This is a genomic window from Streptomyces sp. LUP47B, assembly GCF_001746295.1.
In the GTDB taxonomy this organism is placed as follows: domain Bacteria; phylum Actinomycetota; class Actinomycetes; order Streptomycetales; family Streptomycetaceae; genus Streptomyces.
In genome coordinates this window covers 204178-221645 of record NZ_MJAH01000006.1, presented here as the reverse complement: position 1 = coordinate 221645, position 17468 = coordinate 204178, and the positions used below count along the sequence as shown (strand labels likewise).

General features: G+C 69.8%; 17 protein-coding genes. 2 read left to right on the top strand and 15 right to left on the bottom strand.

Annotated features, from left to right (window positions below; all coding sequences use genetic code 11):
• Positions 1-11: 11 nt before the first annotated feature.
• Entirely contained in the window at positions 12-1658 is a 1647-nt protein-coding gene (gene atzF, locus BFN33_RS19245; RefSeq protein ID WP_069761319.1) for an allophanate hydrolase, read from the top strand.
• 96 nt (positions 1659-1754) lie between these two features.
• On the opposite strand, the gene BFN33_RS19240 is transcribed toward atzF, so the two are convergent.
• The 12 genes from BFN33_RS19240 to BFN33_RS19185 all read right to left on the bottom strand — a co-directional run bounded on the left by BFN33_RS19240 (position 1755) and on the right by BFN33_RS19185 (position 14054).
• Positions 1755-4619, bottom strand: a complete 2865-nt coding sequence (locus BFN33_RS19240) for an RNA helicase (protein WP_069761318.1) — start codon at positions 4617-4619, stop codon at positions 1755-1757.
• A 58-nt stretch (positions 4620-4677) separates the two neighbouring features.
• Positions 4678-5568 carry a diacylglycerol kinase gene (locus BFN33_RS19235; protein ID WP_069761317.1) on the bottom strand — a complete coding sequence of 297 codons (891 nt, stop codon included), beginning with the start codon at positions 5566-5568 and terminating at the stop codon, positions 4678-4680.
• Positions 5569-5598: 30 nt separating this feature from the next.
• Positions 5599-6549, bottom strand: coding sequence for a twin-arginine translocase subunit TatC (gene tatC / locus BFN33_RS19230; RefSeq protein ID WP_176742419.1), 951 nt, complete (start codon positions 6547-6549; stop codon positions 5599-5601).
• Positions 6550-6597: 48 nt separating this feature from the next.
• A complete protein-coding gene (gene tatA, locus BFN33_RS19225; protein WP_069761315.1) occupies positions 6598-6885 on the bottom strand; it encodes a Sec-independent protein translocase subunit TatA in 288 nt (95 codons plus the stop codon).
• 258 nt (positions 6886-7143) lie between these two features.
• The gene (locus BFN33_RS19220) at positions 7144-7338 is read right to left on the bottom strand and encodes a hypothetical protein (protein WP_069761314.1); all 195 of its coding nucleotides are present in this window, start codon (positions 7336-7338) and stop codon (positions 7144-7146) included.
• Positions 7339-7348: 10 nt separating this feature from the next.
• Complete coding sequence (locus BFN33_RS19215) at positions 7349-7639, bottom strand: hypothetical protein (protein WP_176742418.1); 291 nt, start codon at positions 7637-7639, stop codon at positions 7349-7351.
• Positions 7636-8682, bottom strand: a complete 1047-nt coding sequence (locus BFN33_RS19210; protein ID WP_069761313.1) for a YafY family protein — start codon at positions 8680-8682, stop codon at positions 7636-7638. Before BFN33_RS19210 ends, BFN33_RS19215 begins: the two co-directional genes overlap by 4 nt.
• A gap of 19 nt (positions 8683-8701) precedes the next feature.
• Positions 8702-9655 (bottom strand): YafY family protein, encoded by a 954-nt coding sequence (locus tag BFN33_RS19205; protein WP_069761312.1) that lies wholly within the window; start codon positions 9653-9655, stop codon positions 8702-8704.
• Positions 9656-9830: 175 nt separating this feature from the next.
• Entirely contained in the window at positions 9831-10202 is a 372-nt protein-coding gene (locus tag BFN33_RS19200) for an FKBP-type peptidyl-prolyl cis-trans isomerase (RefSeq protein WP_020117713.1), read from the bottom strand.
• An 88-nt stretch (positions 10203-10290) separates the two neighbouring features.
• Positions 10291-11295, bottom strand: a complete 1005-nt coding sequence (locus tag BFN33_RS19195) for an FKBP-type peptidyl-prolyl cis-trans isomerase (protein ID WP_069761311.1) — start codon at positions 11293-11295, stop codon at positions 10291-10293.
• 128 nt (positions 11296-11423) lie between these two features.
• A complete protein-coding gene (pafA, locus tag BFN33_RS19190) occupies positions 11424-12785 on the bottom strand; it encodes a Pup--protein ligase (RefSeq protein WP_020117715.1) in 1362 nt (453 codons plus the stop codon).
• Between the two features lie 9 nt (positions 12786-12794).
• Positions 12795-14054, bottom strand: a complete 1260-nt coding sequence (locus BFN33_RS19185; RefSeq protein ID WP_069761310.1) for an MFS transporter — start codon at positions 14052-14054, stop codon at positions 12795-12797.
• A gap of 88 nt (positions 14055-14142) precedes the next feature.
• Between BFN33_RS19185 and BFN33_RS19180 the strand changes: the two genes are divergently transcribed.
• Entirely contained in the window at positions 14143-15159 is a 1017-nt protein-coding gene (locus BFN33_RS19180; RefSeq protein ID WP_069761309.1) for a LacI family DNA-binding transcriptional regulator, read from the top strand.
• A 71-nt stretch (positions 15160-15230) separates the two neighbouring features.
• Here the strand turns inward: BFN33_RS19180 and prcA are convergent, their stop codons facing one another.
• Genes prcA through BFN33_RS49890 form a run of 3 tightly spaced genes read right to left on the bottom strand, consistent with a single transcriptional unit; the run spans position 15231 to position 17448 of the window.
• Entirely contained in the window at positions 15231-15986 is a 756-nt protein-coding gene (prcA, locus tag BFN33_RS19175) for a proteasome subunit alpha (protein WP_069761308.1), read from the bottom strand.
• Between the two features lie 59 nt (positions 15987-16045).
• Positions 16046-16891 carry a proteasome subunit beta gene (prcB, locus tag BFN33_RS19170; protein ID WP_069761307.1) on the bottom strand — a complete coding sequence of 282 codons (846 nt, stop codon included), beginning with the start codon at positions 16889-16891 and terminating at the stop codon, positions 16046-16048.
• Positions 16843-17448, bottom strand: a complete 606-nt coding sequence (locus BFN33_RS49890) for an endonuclease VII domain-containing protein (protein ID WP_079140890.1) — start codon at positions 17446-17448, stop codon at positions 16843-16845. The genes prcB and BFN33_RS49890 overlap by 49 nt, the downstream gene beginning before the upstream one ends.
• Positions 17449-17468: the final 20 nt, after the last annotated feature.

Below are 17468 nucleotides of genomic sequence, written 5' to 3'. Positions count from 1 at the left end.
AGGAGCGAGCCATGTCCACCACCGTCAACCGGGTCCGTGCCGCCTACGACCGCGTCGAGGCCGTGGACCGCCCCGAGATCTGGATCGACCTGCGCCCGCGGGAGGAGGTCGAGCGGGAAGCCCGGTCGATCGACGAACGGCTCGCGAAGGGTGAGCAGCTCCCTCTCGCGGGACGCCTGTTCGCGGCCAAGGGCAACGTCGACGTGGCCGGCCTGCCCACCACGGCGGGCTGTCCGTCGTACGCCTACCATCCGGAGGCCGATGCCCCGGTCGTCGCCGGTCTCCGCGCGGCGGGTGCGATCGTGCTCGGGACCACGAACCTGGACCAGTTCGCGACGGGCCTGGTCGGCACCCGTTCCCCGTACGGCGCGGTCCGCAACGCGTACGACCCTGCCAGGGTGAGCGGCGGCTCCAGTTCCGGCTCGGCCGTCGCGGTGGCCCTGGGCATCGTCGACTTCGCCCTCGGTACCGACACGGCGGGCTCGGGCCGGGTACCAGCCGCCTTCAACGGCATCGTCGGCCTCAAACCCACGCGCGGTCTGGTCCCCACGGCCGGAGTCGTCCCGGCCTGCGCCTCGATCGACTGCGTGACGGTGTTCGCCCGCACCCTGCCGGAGGCCGAGCAGGCCTTGTCCCACATGGCGACCGGCACGATCCCGTCCCTCCCCGGGCGCCGCCCCGGCCCATGGCGGATCGCGATCCCGCCGCGCGACCAGCTCGGCGAACTGGACGAGGGCTGGGCCCAGGCGTACGAGGCAGCGGTGGAGCAGCTCGCCGCTGCGGGCGCGACGCTCCGCGAGCTTGATCTGTCGCCCTTCACCGAGGCTGCGGCGATGCTCTACGAGGGTGCCTTCGTGGCGGAGCGCTACACAGCGGTAGGAGCCTTTGTCGACAAGGCGACAGCGGCGAACGACGACTCCCTGGACCCCACGGTCGCCGGCATCATCACCCGGGCCCGCGACCTCCCCGCCCACCAGCTCTACGCCGACATGGACCGCCTGGCCGCGCTCCGCACGCGCGCGCTGGCCGAACTGGCCGACGCGGACGCCCTCCTGCTGCCCACCACTCCTGGCCACCCCACGCTCGCCGAGGTGGCCGCCGATCCCCTGGGTGCCAACGCCCGCCTGGGCCGCTTCACCAACTCCACGAACCTCTTCGACCTGGCCGCGGCCGCCGTCCCGGCTGGTGAGGTGAACGGCCTCCCGTTCGGCGTGATGCTGATCGGCCCGGCGTACACCGATGAGCGGTTGGCGAGGATCGCGAGCCTGCTCCAGCCGGAGACCCGGCTCGCGGTGGTCGGCGCGCACCTGACGGGCCAGCCGCTGAACCCTCAGCTCCTCGCGCTGGGCGCCCGCCTGGACCGTACGACCACCACGGCGCCGGTCTACCGCCTGCACGCCCTGCGGACGACCCCGCCGAAGCCGGGCCTGGTCCACGTGGGCGAGGGCGGCGCGGAGATCGAGGCAGAGGTGTGGCGCCTGTCGGCGGAGGGCCTGGGCCGCCTTTTGGCGACCCTCCCCCGCCCGATGACCTTGGGCAGGGTGCAGTTGGCGGACGGCACCCACGTCCCCGGCTTTCTCTGCGAACCCGGCGCTCTGAAGAACGCCGAGGACATCACGGAGTACGGAGGCTGGCGGCCCTATGTGAACGCCGAGTAGCACAACCCACCCAGGGGCGCGGGGCCGCATCGATATGCGGCTCCGCCGCGTGGGCGCGACCAGTCGCAACGAACCCGCCACCCGCCCACGAACCCGTCACCCCACCGACGAGTACGCCACAACCCCCCGCAGCAACAGATCAACAGCCTTCCGCGCATTCTTCGCGACGGAGGAAGACCCGCTCCCTCCCGACACGGGAGCCGCAGCCGAGATCTGCCCCAGCACATCGATCACCTGCTTGCACCACCGCACGAAGTCACCGGCAGGCATCTCCGCCTCCCGCAGCACCTCGTCGAGCCCCTTCCCGCTGGCCCACATGTACGCGGCCCAGGCGAACCCGAGATCCGGCTCCCGCTGCCCGACCCCCTCGGTCTGGTTGATCCGGAAGTCCTCCTCGAGGGCGTCGAGCCGTCCCCAGATCCGCACCATCTCACCGAGCGCGGCCTTGGCCTTGCCGGACGGCACCTTGGGCGCCATGGCGTCGTCGCCCATCCGGGACTCGTACACCAACGCCGACACGCACGCGGCCAGTTCGGCGGGGCCGAGCCCCTCCCAGACACCTTCCCGCAGACACTCGCTGGCCAGCAGGTCGAGCTCGCCGTACAACCGGGCCAGCCGCTTGCCGTGCTCGGTGACCTCGTCGGCCCGCAGATAGTCCAGCTCGGTCAGCAGCGCCACGATCCGGTCGAAGGTGCGGGCGATCGTGTTCGTACGCCCCTCGATGCGCCGCTCCAGCTGCGAGGTGTCCCGCAGCAGCCGGTGATACCGCTCGGCCCAACGGGCGTGGTCCTCACGGTCGTTGCACCCATGGCAGGGGTGCGCCCGGATCGCCGTCCGCAGCCGCGCGATCTCGCGGTCGTCGGCCGCCTGGGAGCGCTGCTTACGGGCCCGCTCCGGCGGAATGTGACCCGCCTTGGCACGCAGCGCGGAGGCCAGGTCCCGACGGGACTGCGGCGAGCGCGCGTTGAAGGACTTCGGGATCCGCATCCGCTCCAACGGCTCGACCGGCACCGGGAAGTCCATCGACGCGAGCCGCTTGACCTGCCGCTCGGCGGTCAGCACCAGCGGCCGCGGGCCGTCGTGGTGCTCGAAGCCCCGGTGGCCGTTGGACCGCCCGGCGGGCAGGCCCGGGTCCAGCACCAGCGCGAGACCGGCGTACTTGCCCGTCGGCACATGGATGACGTCGCCCGGCTTGAGCTTCTCCAGCGCCACGGCAGCCTCGGCCCGCCGCTGGGAGACTCCCTGCCGGGCCAGTTCGGTCTCGCGGTCCTTGAGCTCGCGGCGCAGCTGCGCGTACTCCTCGAAGTCGCCGAGGTGGCAGGTCATGGAGGCCTTGTAGCCGTCGAGGCCCTCCTCGTTGCGCTGCACCTGACGCGAGATCCCGACGACCGACTTGTCGGCCTGGAACTGCGCGAACGACGTCTCGAGCAGCTCACGCGAGCGGTGCCGGCCGAACTGCTCGACGAGGTTGACCGCCATGTTGTACGACGGCTTGAAGCTGGAGCGCAGCGGATATGTGCGCGTGCCGGCCAGTCCCGCCAGGTGCTCCGGGCTGCTCCCGCGCTGCCACAGCACCACCGCGTGACCCTCGATGTCGATGCCGCGCCGCCCCGCACGCCCCGTCAACTGGGTGTACTCGCCGGGGGTGATGTCGGCGTGCTGTTCGCCGTTCCACTTGACGAGCTTCTCCAGCACCACGGAACGCGCGGGCATGTTGATACCGAGCGCGAGTGTCTCGGTCGCGAACACGGCCTTGACCAGGCCGCGCACGAACAGCTCCTCGACGACCTCCTTGAAGGTCGGCAGCATGCCCGCGTGGTGGGCCGCGATGCCGCGCTCCAGGCCCTCCAGCCACTCGTAGTACCCCAGGACGTGGAGGTCCTCGTGCGGAATGGACGCGGTGCGCTCCTCGACGAGGGCGCGCACCTTCCCGCGAGCCTCGTCGTCGTTGAGCCGCAGCCCCGCGTACAGGCACTGCTGGACGGCCGCCTCGCACGCGGCGCGGCTGAAGATGAACGTGATGGCGGGCAGCAGGCCCTCGGCGTCCAGCCGCTCGATGACCTCGGGCCGGCTCGGCGTCCACACCTTCGACCGCTGCCGCCGCTCGCGCTCCCGGTCGGCCTCGCGCATCGCCCGGCCGCGTCTGCGGTCCTGGTACGACGGCCGCTGGGCCTCCATGCGGGCCAGCCGGGCGAGGTCGGGGTTGACGGCCTTCTTGCTGCCCTCGCCCTCCTCGAACAGGTCGTACATCCGGCGCCCGGCGAGCACGTGCTGGAACAGCGGCACGGGCCGGTGTTCGGAGACGATCACCTGGGTGTCGCCGCGGACGGTGTCGAGCCAGTCGCCGAACTCCTCGGCGTTGGACACTGTCGCCGACAACGACACCAGGGTCACCGACTCGGGGAGGTGGATGATCACCTCTTCCCAAACGGCGCCCCGGAAGCGGTCGGAGAGGTAGTGCACCTCGTCCATGACCACGTAACCGAGGCCGAGGAGGGTCTGCGAGCCCGCGTACAGCATGTTCCGCAGCACCTCGGTGGTCATCACGACCACGGGGGCGTCGGAGTTGACGCTGTTGTCGCCGGTGAGCAGGCCGACCTTGTCGGCGCCGTAACGGCGGCACAGGTCGGCGTACTTCTGGTTGGACAGAGCCTTGATGGGGGTCGTGTAGAAGCACTTCTTGCCCTGCTGGAGGGCGAGGTGGACGGCGAACTCGCCGACGATCGTCTTGCCGGAGCCGGTGGGGGCGGCGACCAGCACGCCCTTGCCCGCTTCGAGAGCCTGGCAGGCCTCGATCTGGAAGGGGTCGAGACCGAAGTCGTACATCTCGCGGAAGTCCGCGAGCGAGGTGGCCTGCTCGGCTGCCCGCAGGCGGGCTGCCGCGTACCGCTCGGCCGGTGAGAGATCCTCTGTCATCGTACTTTCGAGCGTACCCGGCGGCACTGACAACAGGACGATCATTATCCGGATCGGAGTCCGCGAAACCTGCTCTTCACGCAGTTCACGGGCCCACCGTGGTTCACGGGCCCACCACGGACACCGCCCCGCGCACACAGCGCGCGCTCAGCGGCAGCGGCCCCAGCGGCTCGCCGTCCGCGTAGCCCGTGACGTCCTCGGCGGCGATCTCGACCCGCGCGGCCCGCAGCACGCTCACCTTGGGATGGTCGACGTGGGTGCCCCGGTACACGCTCGGGAACACCCGCAGCAGGGTCGTACGGCTGCAGTCCCCGACCACGGTGATGTCGAAGAGCCCGTCGGTGAGGTCCGCGCCCGGGCAGATCCGCATACCACCGCCGTACGACGATCCGTTGCCGACGGCCACCAGGGTGGCCTCGACATTGCGGACCCGGCCGTCGTCGAGGGTGATCCGGTACGGCACGGGCCGGAAGGCGGCCAGTTCGGCGAGCATCGCGAGGTCGTACTTGAGGCGGCCCGCGGGCCACCTCATGCGGTTGCCGCGGTCGTTGACCCGGGAGTCGAAGCCGGAGGCGAGGACGGTGGCGAACCAGTGGTCACCGACCCGGCCCAGGTCGGTGTCGTGGACCCGGCCCTCCTTGAGGGCGTCGGCGATCAGCCGGCCCGCGGCGGCGGGATCGCGCACCGGCAGGCCCAGGGTGCGGGCGAGGTCGTTGCCGGTGCCGACGGCGACCAGACCGAACGGGGTGCGGGTGCCGGCCACGGCCTGGAGGGCGAGGTTGGCCATTCCGTCGCCGCCGACGGCGACGAGTGCCCCCGTGCCCTCCCGCACGGCGGCACGCGCGCGTGCGAGGGCGTCGGCGGCGTCCTCGCCGAGCACGGTCCGCACCGCGAAGCCGGCCGCCCGCAAAGCGGAAGCGGCCGGCTGCGCCGCGTGGGCGCCCCGGCCGCGGCCCGCGGTGGGGTTGACGAAGAGGGTGATCTCGCTGGTCACGGAAGTGACCTTACGAGCCGCTTGCCCTCGTCAGGTCACGTCGTCATAACCGTTGACCCGGTCCGAACCGGACTGCTCGGGCAGTGCCCGGCTCGCGGCGACGGTCTCGACCTCGCCGATGTCCTCGGGGGTCAGATCCAGGTCGGAGGCCTCGTCGTCGTCGGGGCCCTCGGCCTCGCGGCGGCGCTTGCGCCGGTCGTTGAGCAGGGAAAAGGCGGTCGCCCCGAAGTACAGGACCCAGATCGGCGCGGCGAGCGCCAGCATCGTCAGCGGGTCGGTGCTCGGTGTGGCGATGGCCGCGAACACGGTGATGGCCATGATCATGCCGCGCCACCAGCCGAGCATCCGCTTGCCGGTGATCAACCCGGTGAGGTTGAGGAAGACCAGCAGCAGGGGCAGCTCGAAGGAGAGGCCGAAGACCAGCACCATGCGGAGGACGAGGTCGAGCAGGTCGTCCAACGGCAGCAGGTTGGAGGTGCCGCCCGGGGTGAAGCCGATCAGCACCTGGGCCGTGGTCGGCAGGACCGAGTAGGCGAAGTAGGCGCCGACGAGGAAGAGCGGGGCGCCCGTGCCGACGAACGCGTAGGCGTACTTCTTCTCGTGCCGGTGCAGGCCGGGTGCGACGAAGGCCCACAGCTGGTAGAGCCAGACCGGCGAGGCCGCGACGACACCGGCCATCAGCGACACCTTCAGGGCCAGCGTGAAGGGCGCGAGCAGGCCGTTGATCGTGATCTCGGCGCACGGCTTGGTCGACTGTGTCGACTTGGCCAGTTCCGCGAAGGACTTGTCACAGCCGACCGAGTCGAGGATCGGCTTGGTGATCAAGTTGATGATGTCGTTGTAGAAGAAGGCGGCCACCACCGTGACGATGACGATGGCCAGCATCGCCTTCGCGAGCCGGTTGCGGAGCTCACGAAGGTGATCCGCGAGAGGCATCCGCCCCTCGGGATCCCTCTCTTCTCTGCGGGCAGACTTCAGCAACCCACGTTCCCATCTCGTGCGGGCGGGCCGGAGGTCACCGGCCCCGCGTCAGCGCTTGGTCGTGTCCGTCGGCTCGGTGACCGGGCGCGAGCTGGTCACGTCGCCGGGGGCGGCCTGGATGGTGCGCTGAGCAGGGTTCTGCTCGTCGGTGTTGGGCGGACCGGCCGGAGTGGCCGTGCTGCTGCCCTCGTCCTTCATCGCCTTGGCCTCGCTCTTGAGGATGCGAGCGGACTTGCCGAGCGAGCGCGCCATGTCGGGAAGCTTCTTCGCGCCGAACAGCAGGATGATGACGACGAGGATGAGAATGATCTCGGGGGCGCCGAGCCTTCCGAACATAAGTCTTTACCTTCTCACCGAGGCGGCTTGTGGGGTGCTGTCCGACCGGTCGGACATGTGTCCGATCAGTCGTGCTGACAGCGATCGTAACGCTCAGGGGTGAACGCCTGGCAATCCCTGTGCGTACTCCCGGTTCGCGGCCGAGCCTCGTTATCCGGACCGCGACCAGCAGCGTACCTGCCGACCCGGCCGAGGTGACAGGGCGAAGTGGCCCAAAACGCATGCGCCGCTCGACTCACACCCAACTCTCAGCCCTACTCACAGTGAGTCCACAGAACGGGCCGTGCTCACCGCCGCCCGCTCCAGGTCCTCCGCGGCCCTGCTGATACGCCGCGCCGAGTCCGTGACCTCGCGCCCAAGACGCTGTGCTTCGAGAAAGACCCGGACGGCGAGCACACCCAGGACGGCGAGACCCACGAACCCCACTGCTACCGCGAACATCGGCCAGAACATGGCACCGAGCCTAGAGGGTGGAGTGCAGCCGCAGCGTCCGGACCCCGCCGCCGGTCAGCAGTTCCACGATCCGCTCGCCGGCGGGCTTGCGGACGGCCGCGCCGCACTCGGGGCAGGTGAAGGAGTAGAAGGTGGCGCGGCTGGTCGCGCCGATGGCGAGGCGCAGGGCGGCGGCGGCCAGCTCGAACCGCTCCCGGCAGTCGGGGCAGCTCGCCTTGAAGGTCACCGGAGCCGCGCTTCTCATCCCCGCGAAGGCGGCAGCCACCGTCATGCCCGCACCGGACGTCGCCGACTCGCTCAAAGCCCCTGCTCCTGCCTGTCGTACCGACCGTCGTGCACCCGCGTCCCCGACTTGCTGGGGCTGTCCTGCGCCTCGACCCCGTCGTAGGCCGCCAGCGCCTCGCGGGCCGCGTCGCGGGCGCTGTCGGCGAGGTCGCGCGGCGAGACGATGCGGCCGTCGCGGCCGAGCCGGAGCGCCAGCCTCCGCAGCGATGCCGGGTCGGGGGTGCGCAGGGTAATACGCAGCCCGCCGTCGGAAAGCTCATCCGCGCTGTCGTGCGGGTAGTACTCGGCGACCCAGCGGCCGCCGGGGCCCACCTCGACGACCACCTCGGGGTCCTCGGCCGCGGGCTGCACGAGCCCCTCGGACAGGTCCCTGAGCTCGACCTCGGGCGGCGCGGACGGCTCGTCGAGGATCTTGATCTCGGCGACCCGGTCGAGCCGGAAGGTGCGCCGGGCCTCGGAGCGCCGGCACCAGGCCTCGACATAGGTGTGACCGACGCTGACCAGGCGGATCGGGTCGATCTCGCGCTCGGTGAGCTCGTCGCGGGCGGGCGAGTAGTAGCGGATCCACAGGCGCCGGCGCTCGGAGATGGCCCGGTCGACGTCCGCGAAGACCCCGCCCTCGGACTCGAAGGTCACCGACAGCCGCGCGCTGGCACCCGCCGTCTCACCGGCCGCGGTCTCCACCTTGGCGGTGGCCCGCAGCAGGGCCTGCCGGTCGCTCTCCCTCAGGCCGGGCAGCGTGGACACCGCGCGGGCGGCCACCAGCAGCGCGGTCGCCTCGTCGGCGGCGAGCCTGAGCGGCTCGGCCACGTCATCGGGGTTGTGCCACCAGATCCGCTCGCCGTCGGTGTCGATGTCGAGCAGATCTCCGCCCCGGAAGCTGGTGCCGCACATGGGCAGCACATCGAGGTCGGAGACCAGCTCGTCCTCGGTGATCCCGAAGGCGCGGGCGACGTCCTCGACCCGGGCGCCGGGGCGCTCCCTGAGATAGGTCACCAGGGAGAGCATCCGCCGGGTCTGGTCGATGGCGTTCGTGGGCCTGACCGGTTTGCCTGCCACAGTTCTCTTCCGCTCCCCCTCAGCCCTTGGCCACGGCACGCAGCCGGTCCACCACATCGGCCCGCAACTCGGCGGGCTCCAGGACCACCACGTCCGGCCCGAACTCCACCAGCCAGGCGTCCAGACCATGGCCGTACGGAATCTCCAACTCGTCCCAGCCGTCGCCCAGTTCCCGCACCGAGTTGGCCTTCGCCCGCAAGGGGTACCCGGCGCCCGTGCGCAGCCGGATCAGCGCGCTGCGGTCGGCGGTCTCCCCCGCCCAGCTCGCGACGGTCTCACGGACGGTCACGACATCGGGGACCGGGGCCGTGTAGCGCGTGCCGCGTGAGCGCACCTTGCCGGTGATCCGGGAGAGCCGGAAGACCCGCTCGGCACCCCGGTCACGGTCGAATCCGGCCAGGTACCAGTGGCCGCGCCAGCACTCCAGCGCCCACGGCTCGACATGGCGGGGCTCGGGGCGGGCGGCGTTGGCCTTGCGGTAGTCGAAGACCACCGGGCGGCGGTCCCGGCAGGCGAGCATCAGCGGCTCGAAGGAGGCCTCGTGCACCGGGATGCGCGGCTCCAGGGCGCCGTGCGCCTCGTACGGGTCGAAGTCCTCGGGCAGCCCCGCCGCGCGCAGTTTCTGCAGGGCACCACTGGCCGCGCCGGCGAGCCGGGCCTGCTGCCACACCTTGGCGGCCAGCCCCAGGGCGGCGGCCTCCTCGGCGTCGAGGGTGACGGGCGGCAGCCGGTTGCTGTCGCGGCGGGCGAGGTAACCGACTTCGCCGTCCAGGTTCTCAACGGTCTCGATCACGAGCCCGAGTTCGCGCAGATCGTCCTTGTCGCGCTCGAACATCCGGTTGAAGGAGTCGTCGGAGTTCGCCTCCAGGTAGGCCTCGATGGACTCCCGAAGCTCACGCTTGCTGAGCGGCCGTCCCGTCCCGAGCAGACACAGCGCCAGGTTCATCAGCCGCTCGGCCTTGGCAATGGCCATCGACGCCCTTCGCCTCCCTATGTGCTTACGGACGATGACCGTACCGCCCCGAAGGAGCAGGGCAAAAGCCGAGGGCCCATGCCCGGACAGGCATGGACCCCGGTTGATCAGGTCCGGTCGGAAGTCCTACGACGATCCGACCGCGACGCGATCCCTTATGACTCCGGTGCGACGATCAGACGCCGAGCAGGTCGACCACGAAGATCAGGGTCTCACCGGGCTTGATCGCCGGGGTCGGGCTCTGGTTGCCGTAGGCGAGGTGGGCGGGGATGGTCAGCTGCCGACGGCCGCCGACCTTCATGCCCTGCACGCCCTGGTCCCAGCCCTTGATGACCCGGCCGCCGCCCAGCGGGAAGCGGAACGGCTGACCACGGTTCCAGCTGGCGTCGAACTCCTCGCCGGTGCTGAAGGCCACGCCCACGTAGTGGACGGTGACGGTCTGGCCGGCCTGCGCAACCTCGCCGTCGCCCTCCCAGATGTCCTTGATCTCCAGGTCCGCCGGGGGCTCGCCGCCCGGGAAGTCGATCTCGGGCTTGTCGATGCTCACGTCACTCGCTCCTGCTGGTTCACGGAAAGGCAACAGGGACCAGTCTTACATCCCCGCGGCCGACACCTTCGCGCATGTCCCCCGTGCGTCACATCTTCGCCAGGATGTCCACGGTGAAGACCAGCGTGGAGTCCTTCTCGATACCGCTGCCGGCCGGCGGGTTGTCGCCGTAGCCCAGCTTCGGCGGAATGGAGATCAGCACCCGGCTGCCGACCTTCTTGCCGGTCAGGCCCTGCGCCCAGCCCTTGACGACCTGCTGGAGCGAGAACGACGCCAACTGCTTGCGGCTGTACGTCGAGTCGAACTCCTTGCCGGAGTCCCACACCACGCCCTTGTACTGCACGAGCAGCGTGCTGTCGGCCGCCACCTTGTCGCCGTCGCCCTCGATGACGTACTCCGACACGAGCTTGGTGGGCGCGTCCGCCTTGGGGACCTCGATCGAGGGGGCCTTGCCGTCGGTGTTGGTGCCGACCTTGGGCAGAGCCGCGTCGCTCTGCGCGACGTTCTTGCCCTTGGCGGAGCTCTTCGCGTTGAACGTGTCCTGGACGTCGACGACGAACACCAGCGTGTCGGTGCCCTTGATACCCGCCTGCGCGTTGCCCTCCTTGCCGTACCCCCAGGTGGGCGGGATGGCGAACTGGACCCGGCTGCCGGCCTTCTTGCCGGTCAGGGCGTACCGCCAGCCGTCGATGATGCTGTTCGGCGCGAGCTGGATGACCAGCGCCGTCTTACGGTCATAGGAGTTGTCGAAGACCTTGGCCGTGCTCCAGACCTGGCCGAGGTAGTTGGCCTGGATGTAGTCGCCCTCGGCGATGGTGGTGCCGCCGCCCGCGATGACCGTCTTGACCGCGAGATCCTTCGACGGATCGCCGCTGCCCTTGGCGACCGTCGGCTTCTCACCGAACTTCGTGCCCGCCGTGATCGCCGGCAACGGACCGTCGACGATCTTCGGCGGCGGCGCCTGCGAAGCCGAGGACGACGCCGAGGGTGACGCGCTGTCGCTCGCCTTGCTCGAGTCGGACTTGTCGTCACCGCATGCGGCGAGTGTGGCCAGTCCTGCGGGAACGGCAATGAGGAGTGAGCGTCGGCGCACGGTGGGGGCCTCGTAATCGGTCGATCTTGTTGATGGCGTGCGCGCAACTCTACGGCGTGAGAAGGGCGCCGTACGTGAAACGTACGGCGCCCGTGTTGCGTTCCGGACGTTCTTCCGGAACGGGGTGCTCACATTCCGGCGATCAGTTTCTCGACCCGGTCGTCGACCGAACGGAACGGGTCCTTGCACAACACCGTGCGCTGCGCCTGGTCGTTGAGCTTGAGGTGGACCCAGTCGACGGTGAAGTCCCGGCGCTGCTCCTGGGCCCTGCGGATGAAGTCACCGCGCAACCGCGCCCGAGTGGTCTGCGGCGGAACCGACTTGCCCTCGAAGATCTTCAAGTCGTTGCAGATACGGGCGGCTTGCCCCTTCCTCTCCAGAAGGTAGTAGAGACCACGACGGCGGTGGATGTCGTGATAAGCGAGGTCTATCTGCGCGACCCGCGGGTGGGACATGGTCATGTTGTGCTTGGCCCGGTACCGCTCGATGAGCTTGTACTTCATGACCCAGTCGATCTCGGTGCCGATCCGGTCGAGGTCCTCCGCCTCGATCGCGTCCAGCGTCCGGCCCCACAGCTCCAGGACCTGGTCGACGGTGCCGGTGCGGATCCCGCGCCGCTCGACGAAGTCCACGGCCTTCTCGTAGTACTCGCGCTGCACCTCGAGGGCGGAGGCCTCCCGGCCGCTGGCCAGACGCACCTTGCGCCGGCCGGTGATGTCGTGGCTGACCTCGCGGATCGCCCGGATCGGGTTCTCCAGGGTCAGGTCGCGCATCACGGTGCCCGCCTCGATCATGCGCAGCACCAGGTCGGTCGCGCCGACCTTCAGCAGCATGGTCGTCTCGGACATGTTCGAGTCGCCCACGATGACGTGCAGGCGGCGGTAGCGCTCGGCGTCGGCGTGCGGTTCGTCGCGGGTGTTGATGATCGGCCGGGAACGGGTCGTCGCCGAGGAGACGCCCTCCCAGATGTGCTCGGCCCGCTGGCTGACGCAGTACACGGCGCCCCGCGGGGTCTGCAGAACCTTCCCCGCGCCGCACAGCAGCTGGCGGGTGACAAGGAAGGGAATGAGGATGTCCGCGAGCCGGGAGAACTCCCCGTGGCGTGCGACGAGATAGTTCTCGTGGCAGCCGTAGGAGTTTCCGGCCGAGTCCGTGTTGTTCTTGAAGAGGTAGACGTCGCCCGCGATTCCTTCCTCGTGCAGGCGTCGTTCGGCGTCCACCAGGAGTCCTTCGAGAATGCGCTCGCCCGCTTTGTCGTGTGTGACCAGTTCGGTCACGTTGTCACATTCGGGTGTCGCGTATTCCGGATGTGACCCGACATCGAGATAGAGGCGGGCGCCGTTTCGCAGAAAGACATTGCTGCTGCGGCCCCATGACACGACACGGCGGAAGAGGTACCGCGCCACCTCGTCGGGAGACAGGCGTCGCTGTCCCCTGAACGTACACGTGACGCCGTACTCGTTCTCCAGCCCGAAAATGCGGCGGTCCATGAGTGAACATTACGCCCGATCCCCCGAGCTGAAACGGGGTTCGGCAGCACGGTTTGGATCATTTTCCGATGAAGACGCAACCACCGCCCGCCCAGCGGGAGCTGTCAGGACGCCTCCCGTGACCAGCAGAACCAGCAGCGACACGCCCCCCGCGACACCCGGCACGACGAAGCCCCACAGGGCCCCGCCCCGCTCGACGACCGGGCCCGCGAGGCCCGTTCCGACCGAGGCACCGACCGTGAACGTCGTCACAAGCCAGGAGAAAGCCTCGGTGACCGTCCCGGCAGGCGCGTGCCGGTCCACCAGCACGAAGGCGCACGCGATGACGGGCGCCAGGAACACACCCGCGAGCACCGCCAGCAGCGTCATGGCCACCGCCCCCGGCATCAGAGTGAGCGGCAGGTAACACACCGCCAGGAAGCCCACCAGGACCTGAAGTCGCCGCGCAGGCTCACCGGCCCACTGCCGCGCGCCGTACGCCATGCCGCCCACCAGGGCGCCCAGACCGATCCCGGCCATCAGCCAGCCGTACACCGCGTCCCCGCCGTGCTCGTCCGCATACGGCACGGAGGCCACCGTGATGGACCCGAGCGCGATGCCGACGAACAGGAACGCCCCCAGCATCGCCACCAGTCCGGGTGAGCGCAGCGCGCCGAGCCAGTGCGCCTCACGCGGTGCGGAGCGCCACGCGCGCGAAGGCGGCGACACCACGACCGAGACAGCACCCAGCACCCCGATGACGTTCAGCACCAGCAGTGCCGCCTGCGCCGACCACAGCGACGCGCACAACGTCACCAGCAAGGGCCCCACCGTGAACATGACCTCCTGCGCCACCGCGTCCATGGCGTACGCCGTGTGCACCTGGCCCTCCCTGCGCAGCACACTCGGCCACAGGGCCCGCAGACCGCCCTCCAGAGGCGGCGTGAAGAGTCCCGCGGCGGCCACGGCCGCATAGGCGAGCGGGAGCGGGGCGGTGCCGTTGAAGGCGAACACAGCCATCGCGAGGGGCGACAGCACGGCGGAGGGAAGCTGGACACGGGGCTGGCCGTGAAGGTCGACGAGCCGCCCCAGCACCGGCTGCCCCACGGCGTTGGCCACGCCGTACACGGCCGCGAGACCCCCCGCGAGGCTGTACGTGCCGCCCTGCGCCCGCACGAACAGCACGATGGCGATCGCCGCGGTGGCGTTCGGCAGCCGGCCCACCAACGTTCCCGTCAGCAGGCGCGCCGCGTGCCTCGCCCTGAGGATCTCCAGGTATCCCGCGGCCATGTCCCGCCTCCAAGTCATACGTATAACCCCGACACCCATACGTACCATGTGCGCTGTTCGGACGTCCAGACGAAGGAGCGGACCCACGGTGGCACGCAGCAGTACGCGCCCGACCAGCCGTGACGTCGCACAGGCGGCCGGAGTGTCCCAGGCAGCCGTCTCACTCGTGCTCGGCGACAAGTGGCGCGGCCGGGTCTCCGAAACCACCGCCCAACGGGTCCGCGAAGCCGCCCGCGACCTCGGCTACCGACCCAACCTGGCCGCCCGCAACCTCCGCCTCGGCCACACCCGCACCGTCCTGCTCGTCGTCCCGGCCCTGACCACGGAGTTCTTCGCCGGCGTCTACACCGGCGCCGCACGCGTGGCCGCCGACCACGGCTTCGGCGTCGTCCTCTACCCCTCCCCCGAGGGCATCGGCCCCGCCCGCGACCCCTTCGCCTCCGCCCAGGCCGCCCTGGACGGCGTCATCGCCTCCTCCATGGCCGCCGACGCCCTCACCGCCATCCGCGGCGACCAACTCCCCCTCGTCATGCTCGACAGCGACCCCACCGGCAGCCTCGGCGCCGCCACCGTCAACCTCGACATCACCGACGGCATCCGCCAGGTCGCCGCCCACCTCCTGGACCTCGGCCACCGCCGCTTCCTGCACCTCGCGGCCGACGTGCCCTCCTGGACCTTCGAGATCCGAGCCCGCGAACTCGCCGCACAACTCGACGCGGTCCCCGGCACCTCCATCCGCACCGCCCACGCACCCATCTCCATCGACGGCGCCCTGACCGCCACAGAGGCCGCCCTCGCCACCCCGGGCCCCCGGCCCACCGCCCTCGTCTGCGACGACGACAAACTCGCCGCCGGCGCCTACAAAGCCGTACGACGACTCGGCCTGCGCATCCCCGACGACATCTCCGTCACCGGCCTGGACGACCTCGGCCTCGCCACCGCCATCGACCCGGAACTGACCACCGTACGACTGGACGCCGAGCTGTTCGGCGAACGCGGCATGGAAGCCCTCCTGGCCGTCCTGGAAGGCCGCACACCGCAACCCGGGGACATCCCCGTCGCACTCGTCGTACGAGGCTCCACGGCCCCGCCCAGCGCCCCCTGAACGCCCTGTGCCCCGGCCTCATGGTCGGCCGGGGCACAGAAGGGGTGATGGTCGGGCGGAACGCCCCAGGACTACTCGTCCTCGGAACCCTCCGCGTCATCCGCGCTCTCCGCCTCGGTGGACGCACCGCCGGCCTCCAGCAACCGACCGAGCTGACGCCCCACGATGCGCTTGAACTTGCGCTGCTGCGGACGCGTACGGTCCAGCACAGCGACCTCCAGCCGCTCCGCGGGGATCTCCCGCTCACTGCCGTTCGTGTCCCGGGACAACGCCTGCACGGCCAGCTTCAGCGCCTCCGCCAGGCTCATACCGTCCTGGTGACGCTGGTCCAGATAGGTGCTGATCGTCTCCGCGTTGCCGCCCACCGCGACCGAGCCGTGCTCGTCCACGATGGAACCGTCATGCGGCAGCCGGTAGATCTGGTCACCGTCCGGCGTCTCACCGACCTCCGCCACGACCAGCTCCACCTCGTACGGCTTCTCACCGGCCGAGGAGAAGATCGTGCCCAGCGTCTGGGCGTACACATTGGCGAGACCACGAGCGGTCACGTCGTCACGGTCATAGGTGTAACCACGCAGATCGGCATACCGGACGCCACCGATCCGCAGGTTCTCGTACTCGTTGTACTTACCGGCGGCCGCGAAACCGATCCGGTCGTAGATCTCGCTGAATTTGTGCAGCGCACGGGACGGATTCTCGCCGACGAACACAATGCCGTCGGCATACTGCAGCACGACCAGACTGCGACCACGGGCGATGCCCTTGCGGGCATACTCCGCCCGGTCGGCCATCGCCTGCTGGGGGGAGACATAGAACGGCGTCGACACCGGTTATCCGTCCCTTTCTGTGGAAGTCACTGCGATCACCTTGAACAAGACGGTGGCGCCTAGAGCAACGCGGCCCGCGGGCCGTCGGGCTGCTCCAGCCGCCGCTCGAGAATCGAACGGGCGATCTCGGAGGACTCGTCGTCGGTGAGCCGGCGGAAGCCGTCCTCGGTGATCACGGTGACGATCGGGTAGATCCGGCGGGCGACATCGGGGCCACCGGTCGCCGAGTCGTCGTCGGCCGCGTCGTACAGGGCCTGCACCACGAGCATCGTGGCCTCGGCCTCGCTCAGACCGTCGTGGAAGAACTTCTTCATGGCACCGCGAGCGAAGACCGAGCCGGAACCGGTGGCGGCGAAGTTGTGCTCCTCGGAACGGCCGCCGGTGACGTCGTACGAGAAGATCCGCCCCCTGCCGCGGTCCACGTCGTACCCCGCGAACAGCGGCACCACGGCCAGCCCCTGCATCGCCATGCCGAGATTGGAACGGATCATGGTGGACAGCCGGTTCGCCTTGCCCTCCAGGGACAGCTGGGCGCCCTCGACCTTCTCGAAGTGCTCCAGCTCCAACTGGAACAGCTTCACCATCTCGACGGCGAGACCGGCGGTGCCGGCGATCCCGACGGCCGAGTACTCATCCGCCGGGAACACCTTCTCGATGTCCCGCTGAGCGATGACATTGCCCATCGTGGCGCGACGGTCACCGGCGAGCACGACACCGCCGGGGAAGGTGACCGCCACGATCGTGGTGCCGTGCGGCGCCTCGATCACACCCTGCATGGGCGGCAGCTGCCGGTTGCCCGGCAGCATCTCCGGCTGGTGCTCGGACAGGAAGTCCATGAAGGACGACGACCCAGGCGTCAGGAAGGCAGCTGGTAGACGCCCGGTGCTACGAGTGTTGGCTTCCACGCGATTCCTTCCACATAAGCAGCAGCCCGCCTTATGGCATCGGGCCGATCCTTGAACTGCCCCAGTGCGGCATTGCAGCTGAAGCACAGTACGCCTCGGACCCTACCCGTCTTGTGGCAGTGATCCACATGCTCGGGCACAGCCGCCAAACATATGCAGCAGACGCCCCCTTGAGAGGCGATCAACTCGTCACGCTCGGCTTCGGTGAGGCCGTACTGACGCTTCAAATGGTCTCGCCGACCCTGAGCCGCGCGGCACGCCTTGCAGCGCGTCGACAGCCCGTCCGAGGCCGTCGCGTTGCGATGCCATTCGCTCCACGGCTTGATCTCTCCGCACGTGCGGCAGAGCTTGTGTCCGTCCGGGACGTCAACATGCTCTCGGACCGACTTACCCATGGCCTCCCGGCGCCGCCGGTAGTGCGTGGCGCTGTACTCCGCCACGCACTCCCGGCAGTGCACCTGGAGGCCGTCACGCCGATTCTTGTCACGCGCAAAGGCCGCAAGAGGTAGATCCCGCCCACACTTCCTGCACTCCTTGGCGTCGAGCTCTTCAGCCACTTAAATCCCCCGCAACCTTC